We start from the raw sequence: 19,314 nt of genomic DNA, 5'->3' as shown, positions 1-19,314 counted from the left end.
CCACCCCCCGCCCACACCTCGGCGACCAGCCCCTGCCAGGCGTCCACCACGGCGCCGAGCTCGAAGTGCTCCAACGCGTGCGCCCGGGCGGCCGCGCCGAGGCCCGCACGGTTGCACGCCAGCACCTTGGCCAGCGCCTCGGCGAGGGCGAGCGGGTTCCCGGGGGCGACCAGCGCGCCGGTCGCGCCGTCCCGGACCACCTCGCGCACCCACCCGACGTCGGTGGCGACGGCGGGCACGCCGGCCAGCGCCGCCTCGATCAGCGCGCCGGGCACGCCCTCGCTGTCGCTGGTGAGCAGCAGCGCGTCGGCGGCCCGGTAGAGCGGCGCCGGATCGGGCAGGGCGCCGAGGAAGTGGGCGCGGGCGGCGGCCGGGTGGCGGGCCAGCGTCTCGCGCAGCGGGCCGTCCCCGGCGATGGCCAGCCGGACGTCCGGCAGCCGGTCGAGGACGTCGAGGGCGAGATCGAGCCGCTTCTCCGGGGCGATCGCGCCGATCCAGGCGACCAGCAGGACGTCGGCGGGCAGGCCTAGCGCGTGCCGGGCGGCACGCCGGTCGGCCCGGCCGTCGGCGGGCGGATAGCTCTCGGCGGCCCGGGAGTTGGAGATCACGTGCACCTTGCCGTCGGGCAGCCGGAACTGCCCCTCCAGGACGGCGCGGGCCTCGTCGGTGAGCGTGGTGACGGCGGCCGCGCGGTGCATCAGCGCGCCGCCGCGCACCCGGCGCAGCCGGTTCGCCGTCCAGTAGCGGGGGTGGCCGACGGAGACGTAGACGAAGGGGGTGCGGGTGCCGGCCAGGGCGAGGGCGCAGGCCGCCAGGGTGTCGGAGCCGTGGGCGAGCACCACGTCGGCGCCGCGGGCGGCCGCGCGCAGCGCCCGCAGGGTGCCGGGGCGCAGGCGGCCGGAGCCGAGGACGGCGGCGCGTAAGTCCTCCTCGTCGGTGCAGGCGCCGGGGTGCGGGTCGGGCTGCCGGTCGGGCCCGTCGGGGCTGGCGCCCGGACCGGCCCCGGCGCGAACTCCGGTGCGGGCCGCGGCGCGGGGCCCGGGGAGGGCGGGCCCGGTGGGCCCGGGGGACGGGTGCGGGGCGAGGGCGCACAGGGCGGAGGCCTGGCCCCGGCGGCGCAGTTCCCGGTGGAGGTCACGGGCGAAGTTCTGGGCGCCGCCGCGGCGTGGATCACTGATCAGGTGCAGGACGCGGGGACGGGTTCCGGCCGGGTCGGCCGACGTATGGTCGGGCATGGACCGACCTTGGCACAGCGCCTCGCGCCGTACAGCCCCTTCGCGCAACCTGGTGGTGGCCCGTGCGCCCGCGTGAATACACCTGATGTGCGCTGGTCGACTGCGGCCGTGCGCCGGTTGCTCCCGTCGTGCGCCCTGTTCCGCCCCCTCTCGCCCTGCCTCGCTCTGCCTCGCCTCGCCGCACCCCGGCGTCCGACCCCGGCCGCCGTACGGCTGGCGGGCCCGACGGCCACCTGCGATGCTGATCACCAGTCAGGGGGCGTCCGGCACGGGAGAACGGACGCGCCCGCAGCGGGCGGGGGTGGCCGGTGCAGGTGCTTCTGGTGGTCGACAGCGTGAACCGGACCGGCGGGGCGGAGCGCGCCCTGGTCTCGATGGCTCCCCAACTGGTGCGCGCCGGCGTCACGTTGGACGTCGCCTATCTCTACGACTCCCCCGGCGGCTGGCAGCCGGAGCTGACCGCGGCGGGCGCCGCCGTGTTCGGCATCGGCCGACCGACCGGGGCCGCCACCGCCGCCGCGCTGCGCCGGCTGATCCGCGAACGCCGGCCCGATCTCGTCCACACCGCCCGCCACGCCTCGGACGTGCTCGGCCGCGCCGCCGCCCTGGCCGCCCGCACCCCGGTGGTTTCCAGCCTCCTCGACCCGGCGTACGGACCGGAGCAGTCGGCGGCGCACGGGGCGAGCCCCTGGCGGATGCGCACCGCGCAGGCCCTGGACGCGGCCACCGCCCAGGGCGCCCGCCGCTTCCACGCGCTCACCCGGCACGTGGCCGGCACGATGGCACGGCGGCTGCGCATCCCCCGGCGGCGGATCGACGTGGTGCCGCGCGGGCTCGACCCGGAGCTGCTGGGCACGGCCACCCCGGAGCGGCGGGCCGCCGTGCGCGGTGCGCTGGAGCTGGCGCAGGACGTGCCGGTGGTGCTGGCCGCCGCCGGCCAGCACCACCGGAAGGGCCTGGACGTGCTGTTGACGGCCTGGCCGGCGATCCGGCGCGCGCAGCCCGGGGCCGTCCTGCTGCTCGCCGGCGCGGCGGGCCCGGAGAGCGCACGGCTGCGGGCGCTCGCCGAGTCCGCCGGGAGCGTCCGCCTGCTCGGGCCGCGCGAGGACGTGGCCGACCTGATGGCCGCTGCCGACGTGCTCGCCGTGCCGTCCCGCTGGGCGGGCCAGGGCGGCACGGCGATCGAGGCGATGGGCGTCGGGGTGCCGCTGGTCTGCGCGGACGTGCCGGCGTTGCGCGAGACGGTTGGCTCGGAGGACTACGCCCGGCTGGTGGCGCCGGAGCGGCCGGCCGAACTGGCGGCGGCGGTCGTCGACACGCTGGACGACCGGGCGGCGGCGCGGGTGCGGGCGAAGGCCGCGCGGGCACGGTTCCTGGCCTCGTTCACGCTGTCCCAGGTGTCCGCGCACATGGTCGAGTTCTACGAGCGCGCGCTGCGGGTGCGGCCGCTCTGACCCCTGCGACCCGGCGGCGGCCGGATCGACCCGTACGCGGAGCGCCCGGGCTGCGCCCGGACCCGGCCGGCGTGTCCTGCGGCCGGTTACGCGGATCGGGTGAACGCGGTTGGACCTCGGCCCGGCCCGGTCGGCAGGATGTCCGGCCGGGGCGACCGTCGCGCTGCCTCATCTCCCCCTTCCCCGTACGGATTTGGAGTCACCCGGTGTTCAAGGGATTCCGCAGCTTCCTGCTGCGCGGAAACGTGGTGGACCTCGCAGTCGGCATCGTGATCGGCGCGGCCTTCACCGCCGTGGTCACCGGGTTCGTCACCGCCTTCCTCACCCCGCTCATCGGGGTCGCCACCGGCGCCGTCGGCGACTTCACCCAGAAGACCTTCGAGGTGGCCGGCACCCGGTTCCCGTACGGGGTCTTCGTCAACGCGCTGATCGGGTTCGTGCTGGTCGCCGCGGTGATCTACTTCGCCGTGGTGCTTCCGGTCGGCAGGCTGCAGGCGCGCTTCGAGTCGGCCAAGCCGGCGCCGGTCGTGAAGGTCGACTGCCCGGAGTGCCTGAGCCCGATTCCGGCCGCGGCGACCCGCTGTTCCTTCTGCACCTCGGAGGTCGCGGGCCGGCCGGGCCTCCCGGCGCAGGCGCAGGCGTTGCAGGCGAGCTGACCACGGGCCCGAGGCCGCTGACGGGGACTTTATTCCCGAAACATTCACGAGCCCTCGTCGGACCGTCGGCGGGGGCTCGAATGCGCCGGCGCACGCCCTGTCCGCAAAAGTTTCTCCGGCGGGCCCCGAACCGTCCACCGCCCGGTCACCGCAAGGGTTCGCCGCGCCGCCGTCCGGGTACTGTTCGATCACTGACGGCACGCCAAGGTTGTCCGGAACTGAACGCCGGTATGTCCGTTCTTCCTACTTTCGAAACCTTTGTGCGAGCGAAGACTGTGTAAACAGTCGAACTGCTCCCCCTCCCGCTCTCCTCAGCAGGCGCGTTGTGGGCTTACCGTATGCCCCATGACCTCGCCCCGCTCCTACGACGGAGTCGGCTACCCCTCTCCGTCCTTCTCCTCCGGCACGCCGATCTACGACAGCCTCGTGGCTGAGCGCGGCGTCCCCCAGATCGCACCCATCAACGTGCCGGCGGCCCTTCCGCCGGCCATGTCGTCCGGTTACGGGGCCAGCGCCGGCCCGTCCTACGAGAACCGGTACGGCAACGGGTACGAGAGCGCCGGCAGCAACCTCCCCGCGCTGCCGCCCGCCCGCCTCGCCCTGGGCCCCGGCCCGAGCAGCGGCCCCTCCGCCGGTCCCGCCACGGCGTACATCCCCGCGCAGCCCGCGCCGGCGTACGCCTCCGCGCCCCAGCCGCCCGTCCCCGGCTACGGCGCCCCCCAGCAGTACCAGCGGCCGCAGCCCGCCGCACCGGCCTTCGCGCAGACCGCCAGCGGCGGCTACCAGCCGACCGGCGGCCAGAGCTTCGGCGGCCAGAACACCTTCATCGGCGGCCAGGGCGGCCAGCAGTCCTTCGGCGCGCAGCCGATCGGCGGTCCGGGCGCGTTCGGCCCCGGGCAGCCGGGCGGCCAGCCGCAGGGCGGTCCGCAGAGCCTCGGCGGCCAGCAGTCCTTCGGCGGCCCCGGCCAGGCCGGCCCCGGCTTCCAGGGCCAGGGCGGCGACCAGGGCTTCGGCGGCGCCCAGCTGCGCCCGGCCATGGCGCCGGTCCGCCCGATGCAGCCGCAGCGCCCGGGCCCGTACGGCGAGCCCGGCCACAACGCCTACAACGCGGGGGGCCAGCAGGGCGGCTACCAGCAGCAGGGCCAGGGCTACTGAGCCACTGACCTCCAGGGCCGGACCCCACCCGGCCCGCACCCGCACCACCTGAGCACCACCCGGCGCGCTCCCCGCGCCGGGCGTACGGAGAAACGGGTCATCCACGGACCGCCCGGAACGCCCCCCACGGCGTCCCGGGCGGTCCGTGCGCGTACGGGGGTCCTGCGGACCGCCGGGAACCGGCTGGCAGGATGGGGGAATGCAGCTCACCGGACTCCACGTCTACCCCGTCAAGTCCATGTACCGTCTGAGCCCCGACACCGCCGCCGTCGAACCCTGGGGCCTGGCCGGAGACCGCCGCTGGATGCTCGCCGACACCACCGGACGCTTCGTCAGCCAGCGCGAGAACGCCGCCCTCGGCCAGATCAGGCCCGACCTGCTCCCCGACGGCGCGCTCTCCCTCACCGCCCCCGACGGCTCCCGGATCGAGGTCCCCGCGCCCGCCGTGGCAGCCGGCGACCCGCTCGCCGAGGTCGAGGTCTGGGGCACCCGCTTCCGCGCCGCCGAGGCCGCCAAGGAAGCGCACCGGTGGATCGCCGAACACCTCGGCGACTACCGCCTGGTCCACCTGGACGACCCGCACGCCCGGCCGGCCGACCCCGACTACGCCGAGCCCGGCACCACCGTCTCGATGGCCGACGGCTTCCCCCTGCTGCTCACCACCACCGCCTCCCTGGAGCGGCTCAACGAACTGATCGCCGCCGAGCACCCCGACGGCCACGAGCCGCTGCCGATGGAGCGCTTCCGCCCCAACGTCGTGGTGGGCGGCGCCGAGCCGTGGGCCGAGGACGGCTGGCGCCGGATCCGGATCGGCGACCTCACCTTCAAGGTCGTCAAGCCCTGCGGCCGCTGCGTCATCACCACCACCGACCAGGAGAGCGGCGAGCGGCGCGGCCCCGAACCGCTGCGCACCCTGGCCCGGCACCACCGGCTGCTGAAGAAGGCCGCGTTCGGGCAGAACCTGATCCCGGAGCGGCCGGCCGGCACCACCGGCGACGTGCTCGGCACGCTGCGCGTCGGCGACCGGGTCGAGGTCCTGGAGGACGGGGCGCAGTGGCCCGCCGACGCGCGGGGGTGAACCGGCGGCGCTCCGGTTCACCGGCTCCCCCCGCCGCCCCCGCGGCGCGTCCCCGTCTCGGAACCACAGGTGTGCGCGCTCGTTGAACATGTGGTCGGAACCTGTGGCGAAGGCGCGAGCCCCCGGTGCCCGCGCGACCGCGGCCGACCGGACCACCCATGGAGGCGCGCTACGGTGGGCGGGCGGCCCGCGCGTACGGCCCGTTGAACGCCGGCTCGACGAAGGTGGGGACGACAGACCGTCATGGCAGAGCACAGGGTCCGGGTCACCCAGGACAGCGCATCCCGCTGGCGCCGCCGCGCAGGCGAGTACGACACCCTCGCGGAGGCCCTCGCGGCCGCCGAACCGGGCGACACCGTGACCGTCCGGCCGGGGACGTTCCGGGAGAACGTACTGCTGGACAAGCCCGTGACGATCGTCCCGGCCCAGGGCCCGGGCACCGTCCGGATCGACCCGCCGTCCGGAGTGGCGCTGACCGTCACCGCCGACGCCATCGTCCGCGACCTCGTCGTCGAAGGCGGCGACAGCTCCACCCCGGCCGTCCTGATCACCGGGCCGCAGACCGCACCCTCGCTCAGCGGCTGCCGGATCGAGACCCGCTCCGCCACCGGCATCGAGATCACCGACGGTGCCCGGCCCACCCTGCGCGGCTGCGTCGTCGCCAACCCGGCCGGACTCGGGCTGCGCCTGCGCGGCCCCGGCACCGCCGCCGCCCTGGAGGACTGCGAGGTCGCCGCCGCCGGGCAGGCCGGACTCGCCGTCCTCGGCGGCGCCACCGCCGCCCTCGACCGCTGCCGGGTCCACCACGCCGTCGGCGCCGGCGTCCTGCTCTCCGACCCGGGCAGCGCCGCCGAACTGACCGGCTGCGAGATCTACGAGATCCGCGGCAGCGGCGTCCAGGCCGAATCGCAGGCCCGCGGGCGGCTCGTCGACTGCGAGATCCACCGGGTCACCGGCAACGGCCTGACCCTGGACGGCGAGGCCGAACTCGTTCTCACCGGCTGCCGGGTGCACGACCTGCCGGAGAACGGCGCCGACCTGCGCGGCCGCTCCCGGCTCAGCCTCAACCACAGCACCGTCCGGGACTTCGGGCGCGGAGCGCTCTCGGTCTGGGACCAAGGCACCGAGGCCGTCGCCGAGTCCTGCCAGATCCACGGCTCCACCGGCGAGTACCCGGCGCTGTGGGTCAGCGACGGCGCCCGGCTCACCCTCACCGACTGCTCGCTGTACGACCTGCCGGACGCGCTGTTCGTCCTCGACCGGGACTCCGCCGCCACCGCCGCGGACTGCTCCTTCAGCCGGATCCGCAGCTCGGCGGTCTCGGTCAGCGGCGGCGCGGCGGTGACCCTCACCGGCTGCCGGGTCCAGGAGGCCGGCACCGGCCTGTGGTTCCGCGACCACGGCAGCGGCGGCCTGCTCACCGGCTGCGAGATCTCCGACGTGGCCACCGGGGTGATCGTCACCAAGGGCGCCGACCCGGTGCTGCGCGACTGCACCGTCCGGGCCAGCACCGACGCCGGCGTATACGTCTCGGCGCAGGGGCGGGGCACCTTCGAGGACTGCCGGGTCTCGCACGGCAAGGGCTTCGGCTTCCACATCATCGACGGCTGCCGCACCCAGCTGACCCGCTGCCGGGCCGAGCAGAACGAGCGGGCCGGCTTCGAGTTCTCCGAGCCCGGGCCGGTCGCCGAGGGCTGCACCTCGGACGACGTCGGACCGGCCGCCGGCGCGGCCGAGGTGCCGGGCCCGCGGGCCGCCCAACTGGCCTCCGCCAGTGCCCCGTTGGCCGGGAGGGCCGGGGGGGCGGGCACCGCCGTCGCCACGTCCGCCGCGTCGGCCGCCACCTCGGCGATCGCCCCGATCCCGGACTGTCGGCCCGCCGACGAGGCGCTCGCCGAACTGGACGCGCTGGTCGGGCTGGCCACCGTCAAGCAGGAGGTGCGCACGCTCATCGACCTGATCTCGGTCGGCAAGCGCCGCCGCCAGGCCGGGCTCAAGGCGCCCTCGCTGCGCCGGCACCTGGTCTTCACCGGCGCCCCCGGCACCGGCAAGACCACCGTCGCCCGGCTCTACGGCGAGATCCTCGCCTCACTCGGGGTGCTCCAGCGCGGACACCTGGTCGAGGTGGCCCGGGTCGACCTGGTCGGTGAGCACATCGGCTCCACCGCGATCCGCACCGCCGCCGCCTTCGACCGCGCGCGCGGCGGGGTGCTCTTCATCGACGAGGCGTACGCGCTCGCCCCCGAGGACGGCGCGCGCGACTTCGGGCGGGAGGCCATCGACACCCTGGTCAAGCTGATGGAGGACCACCGGGACGAAGTGGTCGTCATCGTGGCCGGCTACACCCTGGAGATGGAGCGCTTCCTCTCCGCCAACCCCGGTGTCTCGTCCCGCTTCTCACGAACCGTCACCTTTCCCGACTACACGGCGGACGAGCTGCTGGAGATCGCCCGGGCCCAGTGCGCCGAGCACGAGTACGCGCTCGCCGAGGCGACCGAGGGCGTGCTGCTGGACCACTTCGCCCGGCTGGAGCGCGGCCCCAACTTCGGCAACGGGCGCACCGCGCGGCAGGTCTTCGAGACCATGGTCGAGCGGCACGCGATGCGGGTCGCCCACCTCGCGGACCCCTCGACGGAGGAGCTCCAACTCCTCGTCCCGGCCGACCTGCCGGGCGCGCCGCTGCCCTGACCCCGGGGGCTCGGCGCTGTGGCGTCGGGCGGGGAGGGCCGCGAACAGATAACAGAGTCTGAAATCTGTTATCTGTTATCTGTTCGCTGTCATTTGTTCGCCGCCGCCGCCAACGCGAGTGGGCGGGCAGGCGAGCGGGCGGGGCCGGCGACCTCGGCGTCAGCCCGTCCAGGCGCCGCCGGCGAGGAAGGACTCCAGCACGGCCCGGTACGGCGCGATGTCGATCCGCTCGCCGGCCAGCCAGTCGTCCGAGTAGTACTTGTCCAGGTAGCGGTCGCCCGGGTCGCAGATCAGACCGACCACGCTGCCCCGCCGCCCCGCCGCCCTCATCTCGGCGACGATCTTCAGCGCGCTCCACAGCCCCGTCCCGGTGGACGCCCCCGCCTTCTTCCCGAGCACCTGCTCCAGCACCCGCACGGCGGCGATGGAGGCGGCGTCCGGCACCTTCATCATCCGGTCGATCGCCCCCGGGACGAAGCTCGGCTCCATCCGGGGCCGTCCGATGCCCTCGATCCGCGAGCCCCGCTCGCAGACGGCGTCCGGGTCATGGTGCACCCAGCCGTCGAAGAAACAGGAGTTCTCCGGATCGGCGACGCAGATCCGGGTGTCGTACTGCATGTAGTGCACGTACCGGGCGATGGTCGCCGAGGTGCCGCCCGTCCCGGCGGTGGCGACGATCCAGGCCGGCTCGGGGTGCGGCTCCAGGCGCAGCTGGGCGAAGACCGACTCGGCGATGTTGTTGTTGCCGCGCCAGTCGGTGGCCCGCTCGGCGTAGGTGAACTGGTCCATGTAGTGCCCGCCGGTGCTCTCGGCGAGCCGGGCGGAGGCCTCGTACACCTCGTCCGAGCGGTCGACCAGGTGGCACTCGCCGCCGTGGAACTCGATCAGGTCGATCTTGGACTGGCTGGTGCTCTTGGCCATGACCGCGATGAACGGCACCCCGACGAGCTGCGCGAAGTACGCCTCCGAGACGGCGGTGGAGCCGCTGGAGGCCTCGATCACCGGCTTGCCGGGGCGGATCCAGCCGTTGCAGAGCCCGTGGAGGAAGAGCGAGCGGGCGAGGCGGTGCTTGAGCGAGCCGGTCGGGTGGGTGGACTCGTCCTTGAGGTAGAGGTCGATCCCCCACTCGCCCGGCAGCGGGAAGCGCAGCAGGTGGGTGTCGGCGGAGCGGTTGGCGTCGGCCTGGACCTTGCGCACCGCCTCCTTGAGCCAGGCGCGGTACTGCGGGTCGGTCCGGTCGACGTCGACGGTCGGTTCGATGCCGGTGGTCGGCGCGACGTCGACGGTCGGCTCGATGCTCGCGGTCGGCTCGATGCCGCTCGCTCCGCCGGACTGGGTCCCGCCGGGTTGGGTGCTCATGGCCACTCTCCCTCGTTACGACCCCCCACTGCTCACTACGAGTGTAGGAGAGTCACGATAAGTGACCGTTTCCGCAGTCCCAGCTTCCGCTTATCGCCCCCGGTCCGACCCGTCGCCCCCAGCCCGATGCCCGGCCCCGGGTTCAGCCCGCCGTCACCGACTGCGGGTCCGCCAGGTACGGCCCCCAGCCCAGCTCCGCCGCACCCGCGAGCGCGCCGTGCGCCAGCTCCGCGCCGACGATCGGCACCCGCCCGCTGCGCCCCCACAGGCTGCGCTCGGCGACCACCGCGCGCAGCCGCTCGGGCGCGGCCTCCAGCAGGTCGAGGTGGAGCCCGCTGAGGACCACCCGGTCCGGGTTGAGGATGTTGGCGACGCCCGCGAGTCCGAGCCCGAGCCGGTCGATGACGTGTTCCACGGCGGCCCGCGCGCGATCGTCGGTGGCGGCCGCCCGGCACAGTTCGCGCGCCTGGTCGAGCAGCGGGCGCCCCGGTTCGGGGGTGAGCCCGGCGGCGGCGAACAGTGCGTCGGGGTCGGTCTCGGAGTTCAGGCAGCCCCGGTTGCCGCACGGGCAGAGCCGGCCCTGCGGGTCGACGGTGAGGTGGCCGACCTCCAGGGCCAGCCCGGCGCTGCCGGTGTGCAGGTGGCCGTCGATCACCAGCGCGCCGCCGACGCCGCGGTGGCCGGAGGTGACGAGGAGCAGGTGCCGGGCACCGCGCCCGGCACCGTGCCGGTACTCGGCGAGCGCGGCGAGGTTGGCGTCGTTGGCGAGGGCGGTGGGCAGTGGCCGACGGGCGCCGGGGCCGTGGTCGGCGCGGCCCACCTCGACGTCGTACAGGTCGGCGACCGGGGTGCCGCTGGGCCAGGCGAAGTGCAGTGCGGCGAGCGCGGCGCCGTCGGGTTCGGTGACCGGGTTGGGCAGGGCGAGCGCGGCGCCGAGGCAGCGCCGGCTGGTCGCGCGGGCGAGTTCGGCGCCCGCCTCGGCGACGGCGCGCAGCATCCGGACCGGGTCGGTGGCGGCGGGCAGCGGCAGGTGGACGGGCGGGTCGAGCAGGCCGCCGAGGCCGGCCAGGGTGACGCTCAGTCCGTCGGCGTGGATCTGCCCGGCGACCACGACCGGGCCCTGCGGGTCGATCGCGAGCCGGTGCGAGGGGCGTCCGCGTCCGCCGCCGGCCGGGCGCGAGTCGACGGTGATCAGCCCGAGCGCCTCCAGTTCGGCCGTGACGGCCCCGGCGGTGGCCCGGGTGACGTCCAGCGCGCGGGTGAGCGCGGAGCGGGTGGGCGTCTGTCCGGTGTGGATGAGCGAGAGCGCGGGGCCGAGCAGCGTCCGACCGCGATCGGGGGCCGCGCGGCGGTGGGCGTCGCGCTGCGCTTCGAGGTCGGTTCCGGAACCTGGTCGCGGACTTGAAGGTGAGAGCTGCACGCCCCTATTGTGACTTTGTGCCGCTTCGAAACAAAATCCGCCCGCGTCCTCGACCCGACCAGACCTCCCCCCAGTCTCGCAGCACACCCCCCGGCACGGACAGCCCCTGGGGCTCTGCACGGCTCGCACTCACCGCGTTCTTCGCCGTCGACGGCTTCCTCTTCGCCGCCTGGGTGGTCCGCATCCCGGACATCCGCAGCCAGGTCAACGCCTCGCACAGCGCCCTCGGGCTGGCCCTGCTCTGCCTGTCGATCGGCGCCGTCCTCACCATGCCGCTCGTCGGGCGGCTGTGCCTGCGGTACGGCTCGCGCCCGGTGACCGTCGGCTCGCTCGCCCTGCTCAGCCTCGCCGTCCCGCTGCCCGCACACGCCCACTCGGTCACCGCGCTCGGCGGCGTGCTGCTGCTCTTCGGCGCCGGGTACGGCGGCGCCAACGTCGCGATGAACAGCGCCGCCGTCGACCTGGTGGCGCAGCTGCGACGGCCCGTCATGCCGAGCTTCCACGCCGGGTACAGCCTCGGCGGTCTGCTCGGCGCGGGCCTCGGCGGGCTCCTCGCCGGTGCGCTGAGCACCGCCTGGGCGCTCGCGCTCGGCGGTCTGCTCGGCCTCGCCGTCACCGCCGCCGCAGGCGTCGTCCTGCTGCGCAGCCCGGCCGCGCCGCTGGTCGCGCCCGGCCGCACGGGCGACGGCGACGCCATCGGCAACGACACAGACGGCCACGGCACCCGCACCACGGCCGGCCGCGCCGCCCCGCACCTGCGGCTGCTCGTCCTGCTGCTCGGCCTCACCGCACTGTGCACCGCGTACGGCGAGGGCGCGATCGCCGACTGGACCACCCTCCACCTCACCGACGACGTCCACGCCAGCCCCGGGACGGCCGCCGCCGGGTACGCCGCGTACGCCTTCGCCATGACCAGCGGACGGGTCGGCGGCACCTGGCTGTCCATCCGGCTCGGCCAGACCCGGCTGATGCTGCTCGGCGGCCTGACCGCGGCGGCCGGCATGCTGGTCGCCGCCCTCGCCCCGGTGGTGCCGCTGGCCGTCTGCGGGTTCGTCCTGGTCGGCCTCGGCCTCGCCAACCTCTTCCCCCTCGCGATCGCCCGGGCCGGTGCGGCGGGCGGTCCGCAGGGCGTCGCGTTCGCCTCGACGCTCGGGTACGGCGGCATGCTGATCGGTCCGGTGGTGATCGGCTTCCTCGCCGACGCGGCGGGGCTGCCGATGGCCCTGACCACCGTCGCGGTGGCGGCCACGGCGGGGGCGCTCCTGCCGCTGGCCGTCCGTCGGCGCTGACCGTCCGTCGGCGTTGGCCGTCCGTCGGCGCTGACTGTCTGTCGGCGCTGACGGGAGCACCCGGGTCGTCGGCACGGCCGGTCCGACCGACCCCACCGCCGACGGCCCCGGGCGACGCCCGACGCGTCCGCGCGCGGACGTGGTGGCAGGATGCGGGCCATGACGAGCAGCGGACGGATCCAGATACTGCGGGCGGCCGAGCGCCCGGCCACGACGTGGCTCAACGGGGGCGGGGTGACCAGGGAGGTCGCCGGTTTCCCGGTCGGGGCCGGGCTGGACGCCTTCGACTGGCGGGTCAGCCTCGCGGACGTCGCGTCGGCCGGGCCGTTCTCGCCGTTCCCCGGCGTCGACCGGGTGATCACCCTGGTCGAGGGCCCCGGCATGACGCTCACCGTCGACGGCGCCGAGCAGCTGGTCGACGCGCCCTTCCGCCCCTTCGCCTTCCCCGGTGACGCCGTGACGGACTGTCGACTGTCGGCCGGCCCGGTGGTCGACTTCAACGTGATGACCCGTCGCGGCCGGGTCGCCGCCGCCGTGGACGTGCTGACCGCACCGGCCGTCGTGGACGTCCCGCCGGGGGCGACCGTCCTGCTGGTCTGCCTCGCCGGTTCGGCCGCCGTCGACGGTGACACGGTGCTCGACCGCTACGACGCCGCACTGCTGGAGGGGGCCGGTCCGCGCGAGGTGCTGGTCCGGGCCGGCGGGGTCACCGCCGTGGTCACGCTCCGCCCGTCGCGCTGACGCCGAGGAACCGGGGCGCACGGGCGCACGGACACCGGAACGCCGCGGCCCGGGAGGGAGGCCTCCCGGGCCGCAGCGTTCCGGTGGGTGCGGCTCAGCCGCAGAACACCGGTGTGGCGTGCGCCGGATCCAGGGCGTTGGTCACCAGGTGCAGCGCCGTCGGCGAGAACGCGATCGCCACGTGCTCGGCGAGCGTGATCGGGCAGTGGTTCTGCAGCACCTCGTTGTCGACGGCCGGGCCGGTCAGGAACTGGGTCCGCCACGGGGTGACGACCTCGTCGTACACGGTCGAGATCACCGTGTAGCTCACGCCCGGCACGGTGTCCGGGCGGGAGGCCATCGTGCGGTTGAAGTCGGAGCCCACCGCCTGGTCGCGGCAGGCCTGGCAGACGGTGAAGATCAGGTCCGCGACGCCGGGGAAGTACGGCACGAGCTTGGTGATCCCGTCGAGCGTCGTGCCGTGGTTGGACGGCGCCAGGCCGACCATCCGGCCGACCTTCGCGGCGCCGCCGAGGAACTTCAGGTAGTAGTTCGGCAGCATGCCGCCCTGCGAGTGCCCGACGATGTCGACCTTGGCCGCGCCGGTCGCCTTCAGCACCAGGTCGACGAACCGCCCGAGTTGGGCGGCCGACTCGGGCACCGGGCCCAGGCCGCCGATCGGCAGCAGCAGGCCGCTGCCGCTGGAGGTGACGCCCGGGATGGTGCCGTAGTCGAGCGCGAAGACGCAGTACCCGAGGCCCTTCAGCAGCGGGGAGAGCGCGAGCCAGTTCTCGTAGCGGTTGGCGAAGGTGCCGTGCACGAGGACCACCGGATCGGGGTGGGCGGCGCTCGGGCGGCAGTTCCAGTCGTTGGCGCCGGGCGGCGAGGCCACCGAGTCACCGTCGGGCGGCAGTTCGGCGGCCGCAGTGATGGCGGCGGAGGGGGACGTCGCGGCGCTCACCGGGGCGGCCGACGCGCCGGCCAGCAGCGCGCCCGCCAGCACGGTCGCGCCGATGGCCCCGCCGAGCCTGCGGCGCACGGGAGTTGCGGAGAAGCGGAGAAGTGGGGTTCTCAACTGTTGCCTCCACGGCGGAAGTTTGTTACCAACAGGTAACCCGAGTGGCTCCATCATGCGGTCGCCCCTCCGGCCCGGCCCTTGGGCGTTCCCCAGACCTGGACGGTGTTCTCTGTGACCGGTCACAACGCACCCGCCGCCTCGCCCGGCCGCTCACCCGACGCCACACCCCCCTCCGAGCCGCACTCCGCGCCCGCCTCAGCGCCCCCCTCCGCAGCCGACCGCACGCCCGTCCGTACGCCCGAGCCCACCGCCGTCCCCAACCACACCGCCGACCGCGCGCCCGACCACACCGCCAACCACACCGCCGACCGCACACCCGTCCGTGCGCCCAGCTGGCGCGTCCCGGTGATCGGCGGCCGACCGGCCGACCAGCGACTCCTGGGCGGTGTACGCGAGTTGGCCGAGAGCGTGGTCGCCGCCCTGCTGGACCGCGTGCCGGTGTACCACCGCCTGCCCCGCGAACAACTCACCGGCGAAATCACCCGCGACACCGAGCGCCGGATCCGCGCCCTGGCCCACGCCGTCCGCACCGGACTCCCCGCCCCCGACGAGGAGTTCGCCGCCGTCCGGGAGGCCGCCGCCCGCCGCGCCGAGGAGGGCCTGCCGCTGGACGCCGTCCTGCTCGCCCACCACCTCGGGCTGGAGGTCTGCTGGGAGTTCGTCACCCGGCACGCCCGCGACGGCGACGCCGCCGACCTGCTCGTCCTCAACCGGCTGCTGCTCGACCAGCTCCGCCAGGCCACCACCGCCGCCGGTGCCGGCTACCTCGACGAACGCCACCCGACCGGCGACCGGCGCGGCGCCGCCCGGCAGTCGCTGCTCACCGCGCTGCTCGCCGGCACCCCGGCGGACGAGGCCGCCGCCCGGGCCGGGCTCCAACTGCCGCCCCGGTACGCCGTCCTGTGCCTGTCCGTCGCCGACCACCCCGACGAGCGCGCCCCCGGCGTCGACCCGGGCATCGCCGGCCGCCGCAAGCTCCGCCGGCTCGTCGCCGAACTCGACCACCGGACGCGGCAGTCGGCGATCACCGCGCTCACCCCCTCGGGCGGCCTCGTACTCGTCCCGCTCGGGCCGCCCCCGGAGGCCCGGCCGGAGCGAGCGTCCGGGCGCCCCGGCATGCCCGCCGAACTCCCGTGGCAGCACCTCGCCGCCACCGTCGCCGCGGCCGCCCGGGCCGGAGGCGTCCCCGTCCTGGCCGCGGCGGCGGCCGCCGCACCCGACGAGGTGCCGGGCGCGGCCGCGCTCGCGTACGAAGTCCTGGACGTGGCCCGCGCGTTCGACCGTCCGCCCGGCCTGTACCGGCTCGACGACGTCCTGCTCGAATACCAGCTCACCCGCCCCAGCCAGGCCCGCTCCCGGCTCGCCGCACTGCTCGAACCACTGGCCGACGGCGGCGAGTTGCTCACCACCCTGCGCACCCACCTGGCCGGCGGGCTCAACCGGCGACACACCGCGGGCGCCCTGCACCTGCACCCGAACACCGTCGACTACCGGCTGCGCCGGATCGCCGCCCTCACCGGCCTCGACCCCGCCCGCCCCGCCGACGTCCTGCGGATCACCGCCGCCATCGCCGCCCGCGCCGCCGAACAGGCCCCCGCAGTCCGATAGCGACGTACCGGCACCCGCCCCACCGGGAACGGCGGCGCGGGTGCATCAGCCCTACTCCCCCGGCAACCGCAGGTCCCACCCCACCAGGGCCCGCAGTTGCTCCGCCGTCACGCCGTCCGGCACCGGCTGGGGTGCGTCGTGGCGCAGCGGCGGCTGCCAGCCCTCCTCGGCCGTCCAACGGCGGACCACCTTGGCCGGCGCCCCGGCCACCACGCTGTGGTCGGGCACCTCGCCGCGCACCACCGCGCCCGCCGCGACCACCACGTTGCGGCCGATCCGGGCCCCCGGCAGGATCACCGCGCCGGTGCCGATCCAGCTCCCGGCACCGATCTCCACCGGTTCGTTGCGCGGCCACTGCTTGCCGATCGGCAGGTCGGTGGACCGGTACTCGTGCGCCTGGTCGGAGATGTAGACACCGGGCCCGGTCCACACGTCGTCGCCGAGGACGATCGACTGGTGGCCCACGATGTGGCTGTCCCGGCCGATCACACAGCCGCCGCCGATCCGTACGATCGGCTCGGGCCCGAGGTCGAGGCCGGGCAGGAAACCGGCGCTGATGGTGACCCGCTCGCCGATGATCGAGAACGGCCCGATGGTGATCCACTGCTCGTTGAAGACCGCGCCGAGCGGGAACGCCAGCGTCGTACCGTCGCCCAACTCGCCGAACCGGTACGGCCCCGGGCTCTGCCGGGTGACCGCACCGGTCCGCTGCACCCAGCGCCAGCCCCGGTGGACGAGGCGGCCGGCGGCACGGCGGCCACCGGCTCGGACCGCGGAGAGCAGCGAACGGGTTATCGGCATGCCCTCACGTTACCGGCCCGTAGGGTCCGGCCGGCCGCCGGGCGGTCAACATCACACCGGCCCCGCACCCGCCCTGGCCTGCGGCCTCCCACGGCCAGGCCCGGCCCGCCGCCCGGGCGGGTCCGAAAACCGCAACCAGCCGGCGGGCTCCGGTGCAACACTCCCCCCATGGAGATCACCGAACACATTGACGCCCTGCGCCGCGAGGGCACCCTGCTCGCCGAAGCGGCCGCCCGGACCGACCTCGCCGCCCCCGTACCGACCTGCCCGGACTGGAGCCTCAACGACCTGCTGAGGCACGTCGGAAACGTCCACCGCTGGGCCGCCGCCTACCCCTCCCAGGGCCTGCCCGCGCCCCTCGACGAGGACGGCAGGCGGGCCGCGATCGGGCCGGCGCCGTCCGACGCGGCACTGCTCGACTGGTTCCGCGAAGGCCACGCCGCCCTGGTGGACACGCTCACCCGGACCCCGGCCGACGTCGAGTGCTGGAGCTTCCTGCCGTCGCCCAGCCCGCTCGGGTTCTGGGCCCGCCGCCAGGCGCACGAGACCGCCGTCCACCGCGCCGACGCCGACGCGGCGGCCGGCACCGAGGGCCCCCGGGTGGACACCGCCCTCGCCCTCGACGGCATCGACGAACTGCTGAGCGGCTTCGTGGCCAGCAGCCGCTCCCGGCTGCGCAGCGAACGGACCCGCACCGTCGGGGTCCGGACCACCGACGGCCCCGGCTCCTGGCAGCTGACCATCACCCAGGAGCCGCCGACCGTCGGCACGGGCGGCGCCGCCGAACCGGCCGACCTCACCCTCACCGGCCCCGCCCACGACCTGTACCTGCTGCTGTGGAACCGGCTCCCGGTCGGGTCCGCGCAGGTCGAACTCGCCGGCGACGAGGCGCTGCTCGAACTCTGGCGGACCAGCGCGGTCATCGGCTGAGGCCGCGCTGCACGTAGCGCACCACGTGTAGAGCGCCGCGGGTAGCGCGCCGCGCGCTGGGAACGGGGGCCGGGGGCCGGGGCGGTCTGGAGATGGAGTGGCCCGGGGGTGGAGCGGCCCGAGGTCAGCGCACCCAGCGCGCGGGCCGCTTCTCCAGGAACGCCCGCATCCCCTCCTGCGCCTCCGCCGACCCGAACAGCCGCGCCGACAGCTCCACCAGCCGCTCCGCGTCCCGCTCGAAGGACCGCACCACCTCGGCGTTGGCCAGCCGCTTGGACTCCGCCAGCCCCTGCGGGGAGCCCTGGCGCAGCGCGTCCAGCAGGCCCTTCAACGCGACCCCGGTGTCCTCGGCGGACTCGGTGGCGCGGGTGATCAGGCCGATCCGGGCGGCCTCGGCGGCGTCGAAGACCTCGCCGGTGAGGTAGTAGCGGGAGGCGGCACGCGGGTCCAGCTTGGGGCGCAGCGGCAGCGAGATCACGGCGGGCGCGAGGCCGAGCCGGACCTCGGTGAACGCGAAGGTCGCGGCCGGCCCGGCGAGGGCGAGGTCCGCCGCGCCGATCAGGCCGAGGCCGCCGGCCCGGACGTGCCCGTCGATCACGGCGATCACCGGCTTGGTGCAGTCGACGATCGCCCGCTGCAGCTCGACCAGGCCGCGCGGGCCGACCGTCGGGTCCGCGCCGGTCGCCTCGGACAGGTCCGCACCCGCGCAGAACACCTTGCCGGTGTGCCCGAGCACCACGGCCCGGACCTCCGGGTCGGCCGCGGCGACCGCCAGACCGGCGTGCAGCTCGGCCATCAGCCGGGTGGAGAGTGCGTTGCGGTTGTGCGGCGAGTCGAGGGTGATCGTGGTGACGGCGTCGGCGGTGGTGACGCGGACGAGGGGCTCTGCGCTGGTCATCGGCGGGGCCTGCCTTCCGGCTGAGGGTGGGTCGGACTGCCGCGCCGCCCCGGGTGCCCGGGCGACGCCCGGACGACTCTGGCACGCCCACCCGCCCCTCGGCCAGAGCCAATCCGGCCCGAGGTGCTGATCGGGATCGAGGCCCTCGCGCTCGTCCGGGAGTGGCCGCGTCACCGAGCCTCGGCATCCCCTTCCCGTCGCCCGGCCCACCGGACGGCGGGGCCCATCGCCAGGCCCGCCGCCGCCAGCACCGCGCCCAGGACGGCCCAGCCGGCCAGACCGAACCCGATCACGGCGGTGCTGACCAAGGCCGGACCGGCCATCATCGACGCCGCCGAACCCGCGTTGTACACGCCCTGATAGGCGCCGTGGTCGCGCTCCCCCGCGAGGTCGTAGCTGAGCGCCCAGCCGCCGGCCTGGCCGAACACCTCGCCCAGCGACTGCAGCGCGACGCCGCCGAGCACCACCACGGCGGCGACGATCGCGGGCAGGCCGTGTGCGAGGCCGACGACCAGGCACGAGGCGGCGAGCAGCAGCCCCCCGCGGCCGCAGAGCCGAGCGGCCGTCGCCCGGTCCTCCGTCCCCCGGGTGGCCCGCACCTGAAGGGCGATCACCAGCAGGGTGTTGACGATCAGGGTGCCCGCGACGGTGATCCGGGGCGCCTCGGTGTCATGGACGATCCACAGCGGCACGCCGACCTCCAGGACGGCGAACTGCAGGGCGAGGACCGCGTTCAGCACCGTCACGACCAGGAACGGGCCGTCCCGCAGCGCCGGATTGCGCCGCTTGCCCCGCCGGGCACCGCCGTCCCCCGGTTCCGCGGACGGCGCGACCGGGGCCGGGTGCGCGTGGGCGGGGAGGCGGTGGGCGGGGAGGCGGTGGGCGGGGAGGCGGTGGGCGGGGAGGCGGTGGGCGGGGAGGCGGTGGGCGGGGAGGCGGTGGGAC

Annotated in this window: 14 protein-coding genes and 2 pseudogenes; 9 read left to right on the top strand and 7 right to left on the bottom strand. The window is 75.6% G+C overall.

Annotated elements, in window-relative coordinates; genetic code table 11:
• On the bottom strand, positions 1-1,235 hold a 1,235-nt coding region (locus tag AB0R04_RS36980; RefSeq protein ID WP_363378319.1), incomplete at its 3' end, for a glycosyltransferase family 4 protein.
• Between the two features lie 323 nt (positions 1,236-1,558).
• On the opposite strand from AB0R04_RS36980, the gene AB0R04_RS36975 reads away from it, so the two are divergent.
• The 5 genes and pseudogenes from AB0R04_RS36975 to AB0R04_RS36955 all read left to right on the top strand — a co-directional run bounded on the left by AB0R04_RS36975 (position 1,559) and on the right by AB0R04_RS36955 (position 8,266).
• Positions 1,559-2,689, top strand: a complete 1,131-nt coding sequence (locus AB0R04_RS36975; RefSeq protein ID WP_363378317.1) for a glycosyltransferase family 4 protein — start codon at positions 1,559-1,561, stop codon at positions 2,687-2,689.
• A 206-nt stretch (positions 2,690-2,895) separates the two neighbouring features.
• Positions 2,896-3,345, top strand: a complete 450-nt coding sequence (gene mscL / locus AB0R04_RS36970; protein WP_063350160.1) for a large conductance mechanosensitive channel protein MscL — start codon at positions 2,896-2,898, stop codon at positions 3,343-3,345.
• Between the two features lie 345 nt (positions 3,346-3,690).
• A pseudogene (locus tag AB0R04_RS36965) lies at positions 3,691-4,131 on the top strand (DUF6643 family protein); the annotation flags it as partial.
• A gap of 568 nt (positions 4,132-4,699) precedes the next feature.
• Positions 4,700-5,578 carry an MOSC N-terminal beta barrel domain-containing protein gene (locus AB0R04_RS36960; RefSeq protein ID WP_063350158.1) on the top strand — a complete coding sequence of 293 codons (879 nt, stop codon included), beginning with the start codon at positions 4,700-4,702 and terminating at the stop codon, positions 5,576-5,578.
• Between the two features lie 243 nt (positions 5,579-5,821).
• Positions 5,822-8,266: a right-handed parallel beta-helix repeat-containing protein gene (locus AB0R04_RS36955; protein ID WP_363378314.1), complete on the top strand. Its 2,445-nt coding sequence runs from the start codon at positions 5,822-5,824 to the stop codon at positions 8,264-8,266.
• A gap of 159 nt (positions 8,267-8,425) precedes the next feature.
• Here the strand turns inward: AB0R04_RS36955 and AB0R04_RS36950 are convergent, their stop codons facing one another.
• Both AB0R04_RS36950 and AB0R04_RS36945 read right to left on the bottom strand, forming a co-directional pair.
• Complete coding sequence (locus tag AB0R04_RS36950; protein ID WP_363378312.1) at positions 8,426-9,625, bottom strand: PLP-dependent cysteine synthase family protein; 1,200 nt, start codon at positions 9,623-9,625, stop codon at positions 8,426-8,428.
• 142 nt (positions 9,626-9,767) lie between these two features.
• The gene (locus tag AB0R04_RS36945) at positions 9,768-10,946 is read right to left on the bottom strand and encodes an ROK family protein (RefSeq protein ID WP_063351577.1); all 1,179 of its coding nucleotides are present in this window, start codon (positions 10,944-10,946) and stop codon (positions 9,768-9,770) included.
• Positions 10,947-11,062: 116 nt separating this feature from the next.
• Here AB0R04_RS36945 and AB0R04_RS36940 point away from each other — a divergent pair, with 116 nt between their 5' ends.
• Together AB0R04_RS36940 and AB0R04_RS36935 are read left to right on the top strand one after the other, a co-directional pair.
• On the top strand, positions 11,063-12,334 hold the full coding sequence (locus AB0R04_RS36940; protein WP_363378309.1) for an MFS transporter: 1,272 nt from the start codon (positions 11,063-11,065) through the stop codon (positions 12,332-12,334).
• Positions 12,335-12,493: 159 nt separating this feature from the next.
• Positions 12,494-13,075, top strand: a complete 582-nt coding sequence (locus AB0R04_RS36935) for a HutD family protein (protein WP_363378307.1) — start codon at positions 12,494-12,496, stop codon at positions 13,073-13,075.
• Positions 13,076-13,169: 94 nt separating this feature from the next.
• Here AB0R04_RS36935 and AB0R04_RS36930 read toward each other — a convergent pair whose 3' ends face one another.
• Positions 13,170-13,985, bottom strand: a complete 816-nt coding sequence (locus tag AB0R04_RS36930) for an alpha/beta fold hydrolase (RefSeq protein ID WP_363378323.1) — start codon at positions 13,983-13,985, stop codon at positions 13,170-13,172.
• A 258-nt stretch (positions 13,986-14,243) separates the two neighbouring features.
• On the opposite strand from AB0R04_RS36930, the gene AB0R04_RS36925 reads away from it, so the two are divergent.
• A complete protein-coding gene (locus AB0R04_RS36925; protein ID WP_363378305.1) occupies positions 14,244-15,740 on the top strand; it encodes a helix-turn-helix domain-containing protein in 1,497 nt (498 codons plus the stop codon).
• 51 nt (positions 15,741-15,791) lie between these two features.
• On the opposite strand, the gene AB0R04_RS36920 is transcribed toward AB0R04_RS36925, so the two are convergent.
• Positions 15,792-16,541, bottom strand: coding sequence for a DapH/DapD/GlmU-related protein (locus tag AB0R04_RS36920; RefSeq protein WP_363378303.1), 750 nt, complete (start codon positions 16,539-16,541; stop codon positions 15,792-15,794).
• A gap of 168 nt (positions 16,542-16,709) precedes the next feature.
• On the opposite strand from AB0R04_RS36920, the gene AB0R04_RS36915 reads away from it, so the two are divergent.
• Positions 16,710-17,471 (top strand): maleylpyruvate isomerase family mycothiol-dependent enzyme, encoded by a 762-nt coding sequence (locus AB0R04_RS36915; RefSeq protein ID WP_363378301.1) that lies wholly within the window; start codon positions 16,710-16,712, stop codon positions 17,469-17,471.
• A gap of 124 nt (positions 17,472-17,595) precedes the next feature.
• Here AB0R04_RS36915 and AB0R04_RS36910 read toward each other — a convergent pair whose 3' ends face one another.
• Positions 17,596-18,369 (bottom strand): enoyl-CoA hydratase family protein, encoded by a 774-nt coding sequence (locus AB0R04_RS36910; RefSeq protein ID WP_363378299.1) that lies wholly within the window; start codon positions 18,367-18,369, stop codon positions 17,596-17,598.
• A gap of 170 nt (positions 18,370-18,539) precedes the next feature.
• A pseudogene (locus AB0R04_RS36905) lies at positions 18,540-19,314 on the bottom strand (hypothetical protein); the annotation flags it as partial.

The organism is Kitasatospora sp. NPDC056731 (assembly GCF_040687675.1).
Classification (GTDB): Bacteria; Actinomycetota; Actinomycetes; order Streptomycetales; family Streptomycetaceae; genus Kitasatospora.
Note: the sequence above shows the minus strand (reverse complement) of the source record. Positions and strands in the feature narration are given on the sequence as shown.

Bases quoted from the DNA above. Each gene is read 5' to 3' on its own strand.
- AB0R04_RS36960 (WP_063350158.1), top strand. From the start codon at position 4,700: ATGCAGCTCACCGGACTCCACGTCTACCCCGTCAAGTCCATGTACCGT.
- AB0R04_RS36955 (WP_363378314.1), top strand. From the start codon at position 5,822: ATGGCAGAGCACAGGGTCCGGGTCACCCAGGACAGCGCATCCCGCTGG.
- AB0R04_RS36950 (WP_363378312.1), bottom strand. From the start codon at position 9,625: ATGAGCACCCAACCCGGCGGGACCCAGTCCGGCGGAGCGAGCGGCATC.
- AB0R04_RS36935 (WP_363378307.1), top strand. From the start codon at position 12,494: ATGACGAGCAGCGGACGGATCCAGATACTGCGGGCGGCCGAGCGCCCG.
- AB0R04_RS36920 (WP_363378303.1), bottom strand. From the start codon at position 16,541: ATGCCGATAACCCGTTCGCTGCTCTCCGCGGTCCGAGCCGGTGGCCGC.
- AB0R04_RS36915 (WP_363378301.1), top strand. From the start codon at position 16,710: ATGGAGATCACCGAACACATTGACGCCCTGCGCCGCGAGGGCACCCTG.
- AB0R04_RS36910 (WP_363378299.1), bottom strand. From the start codon at position 18,369: ATGACCAGCGCAGAGCCCCTCGTCCGCGTCACCACCGCCGACGCCGTC.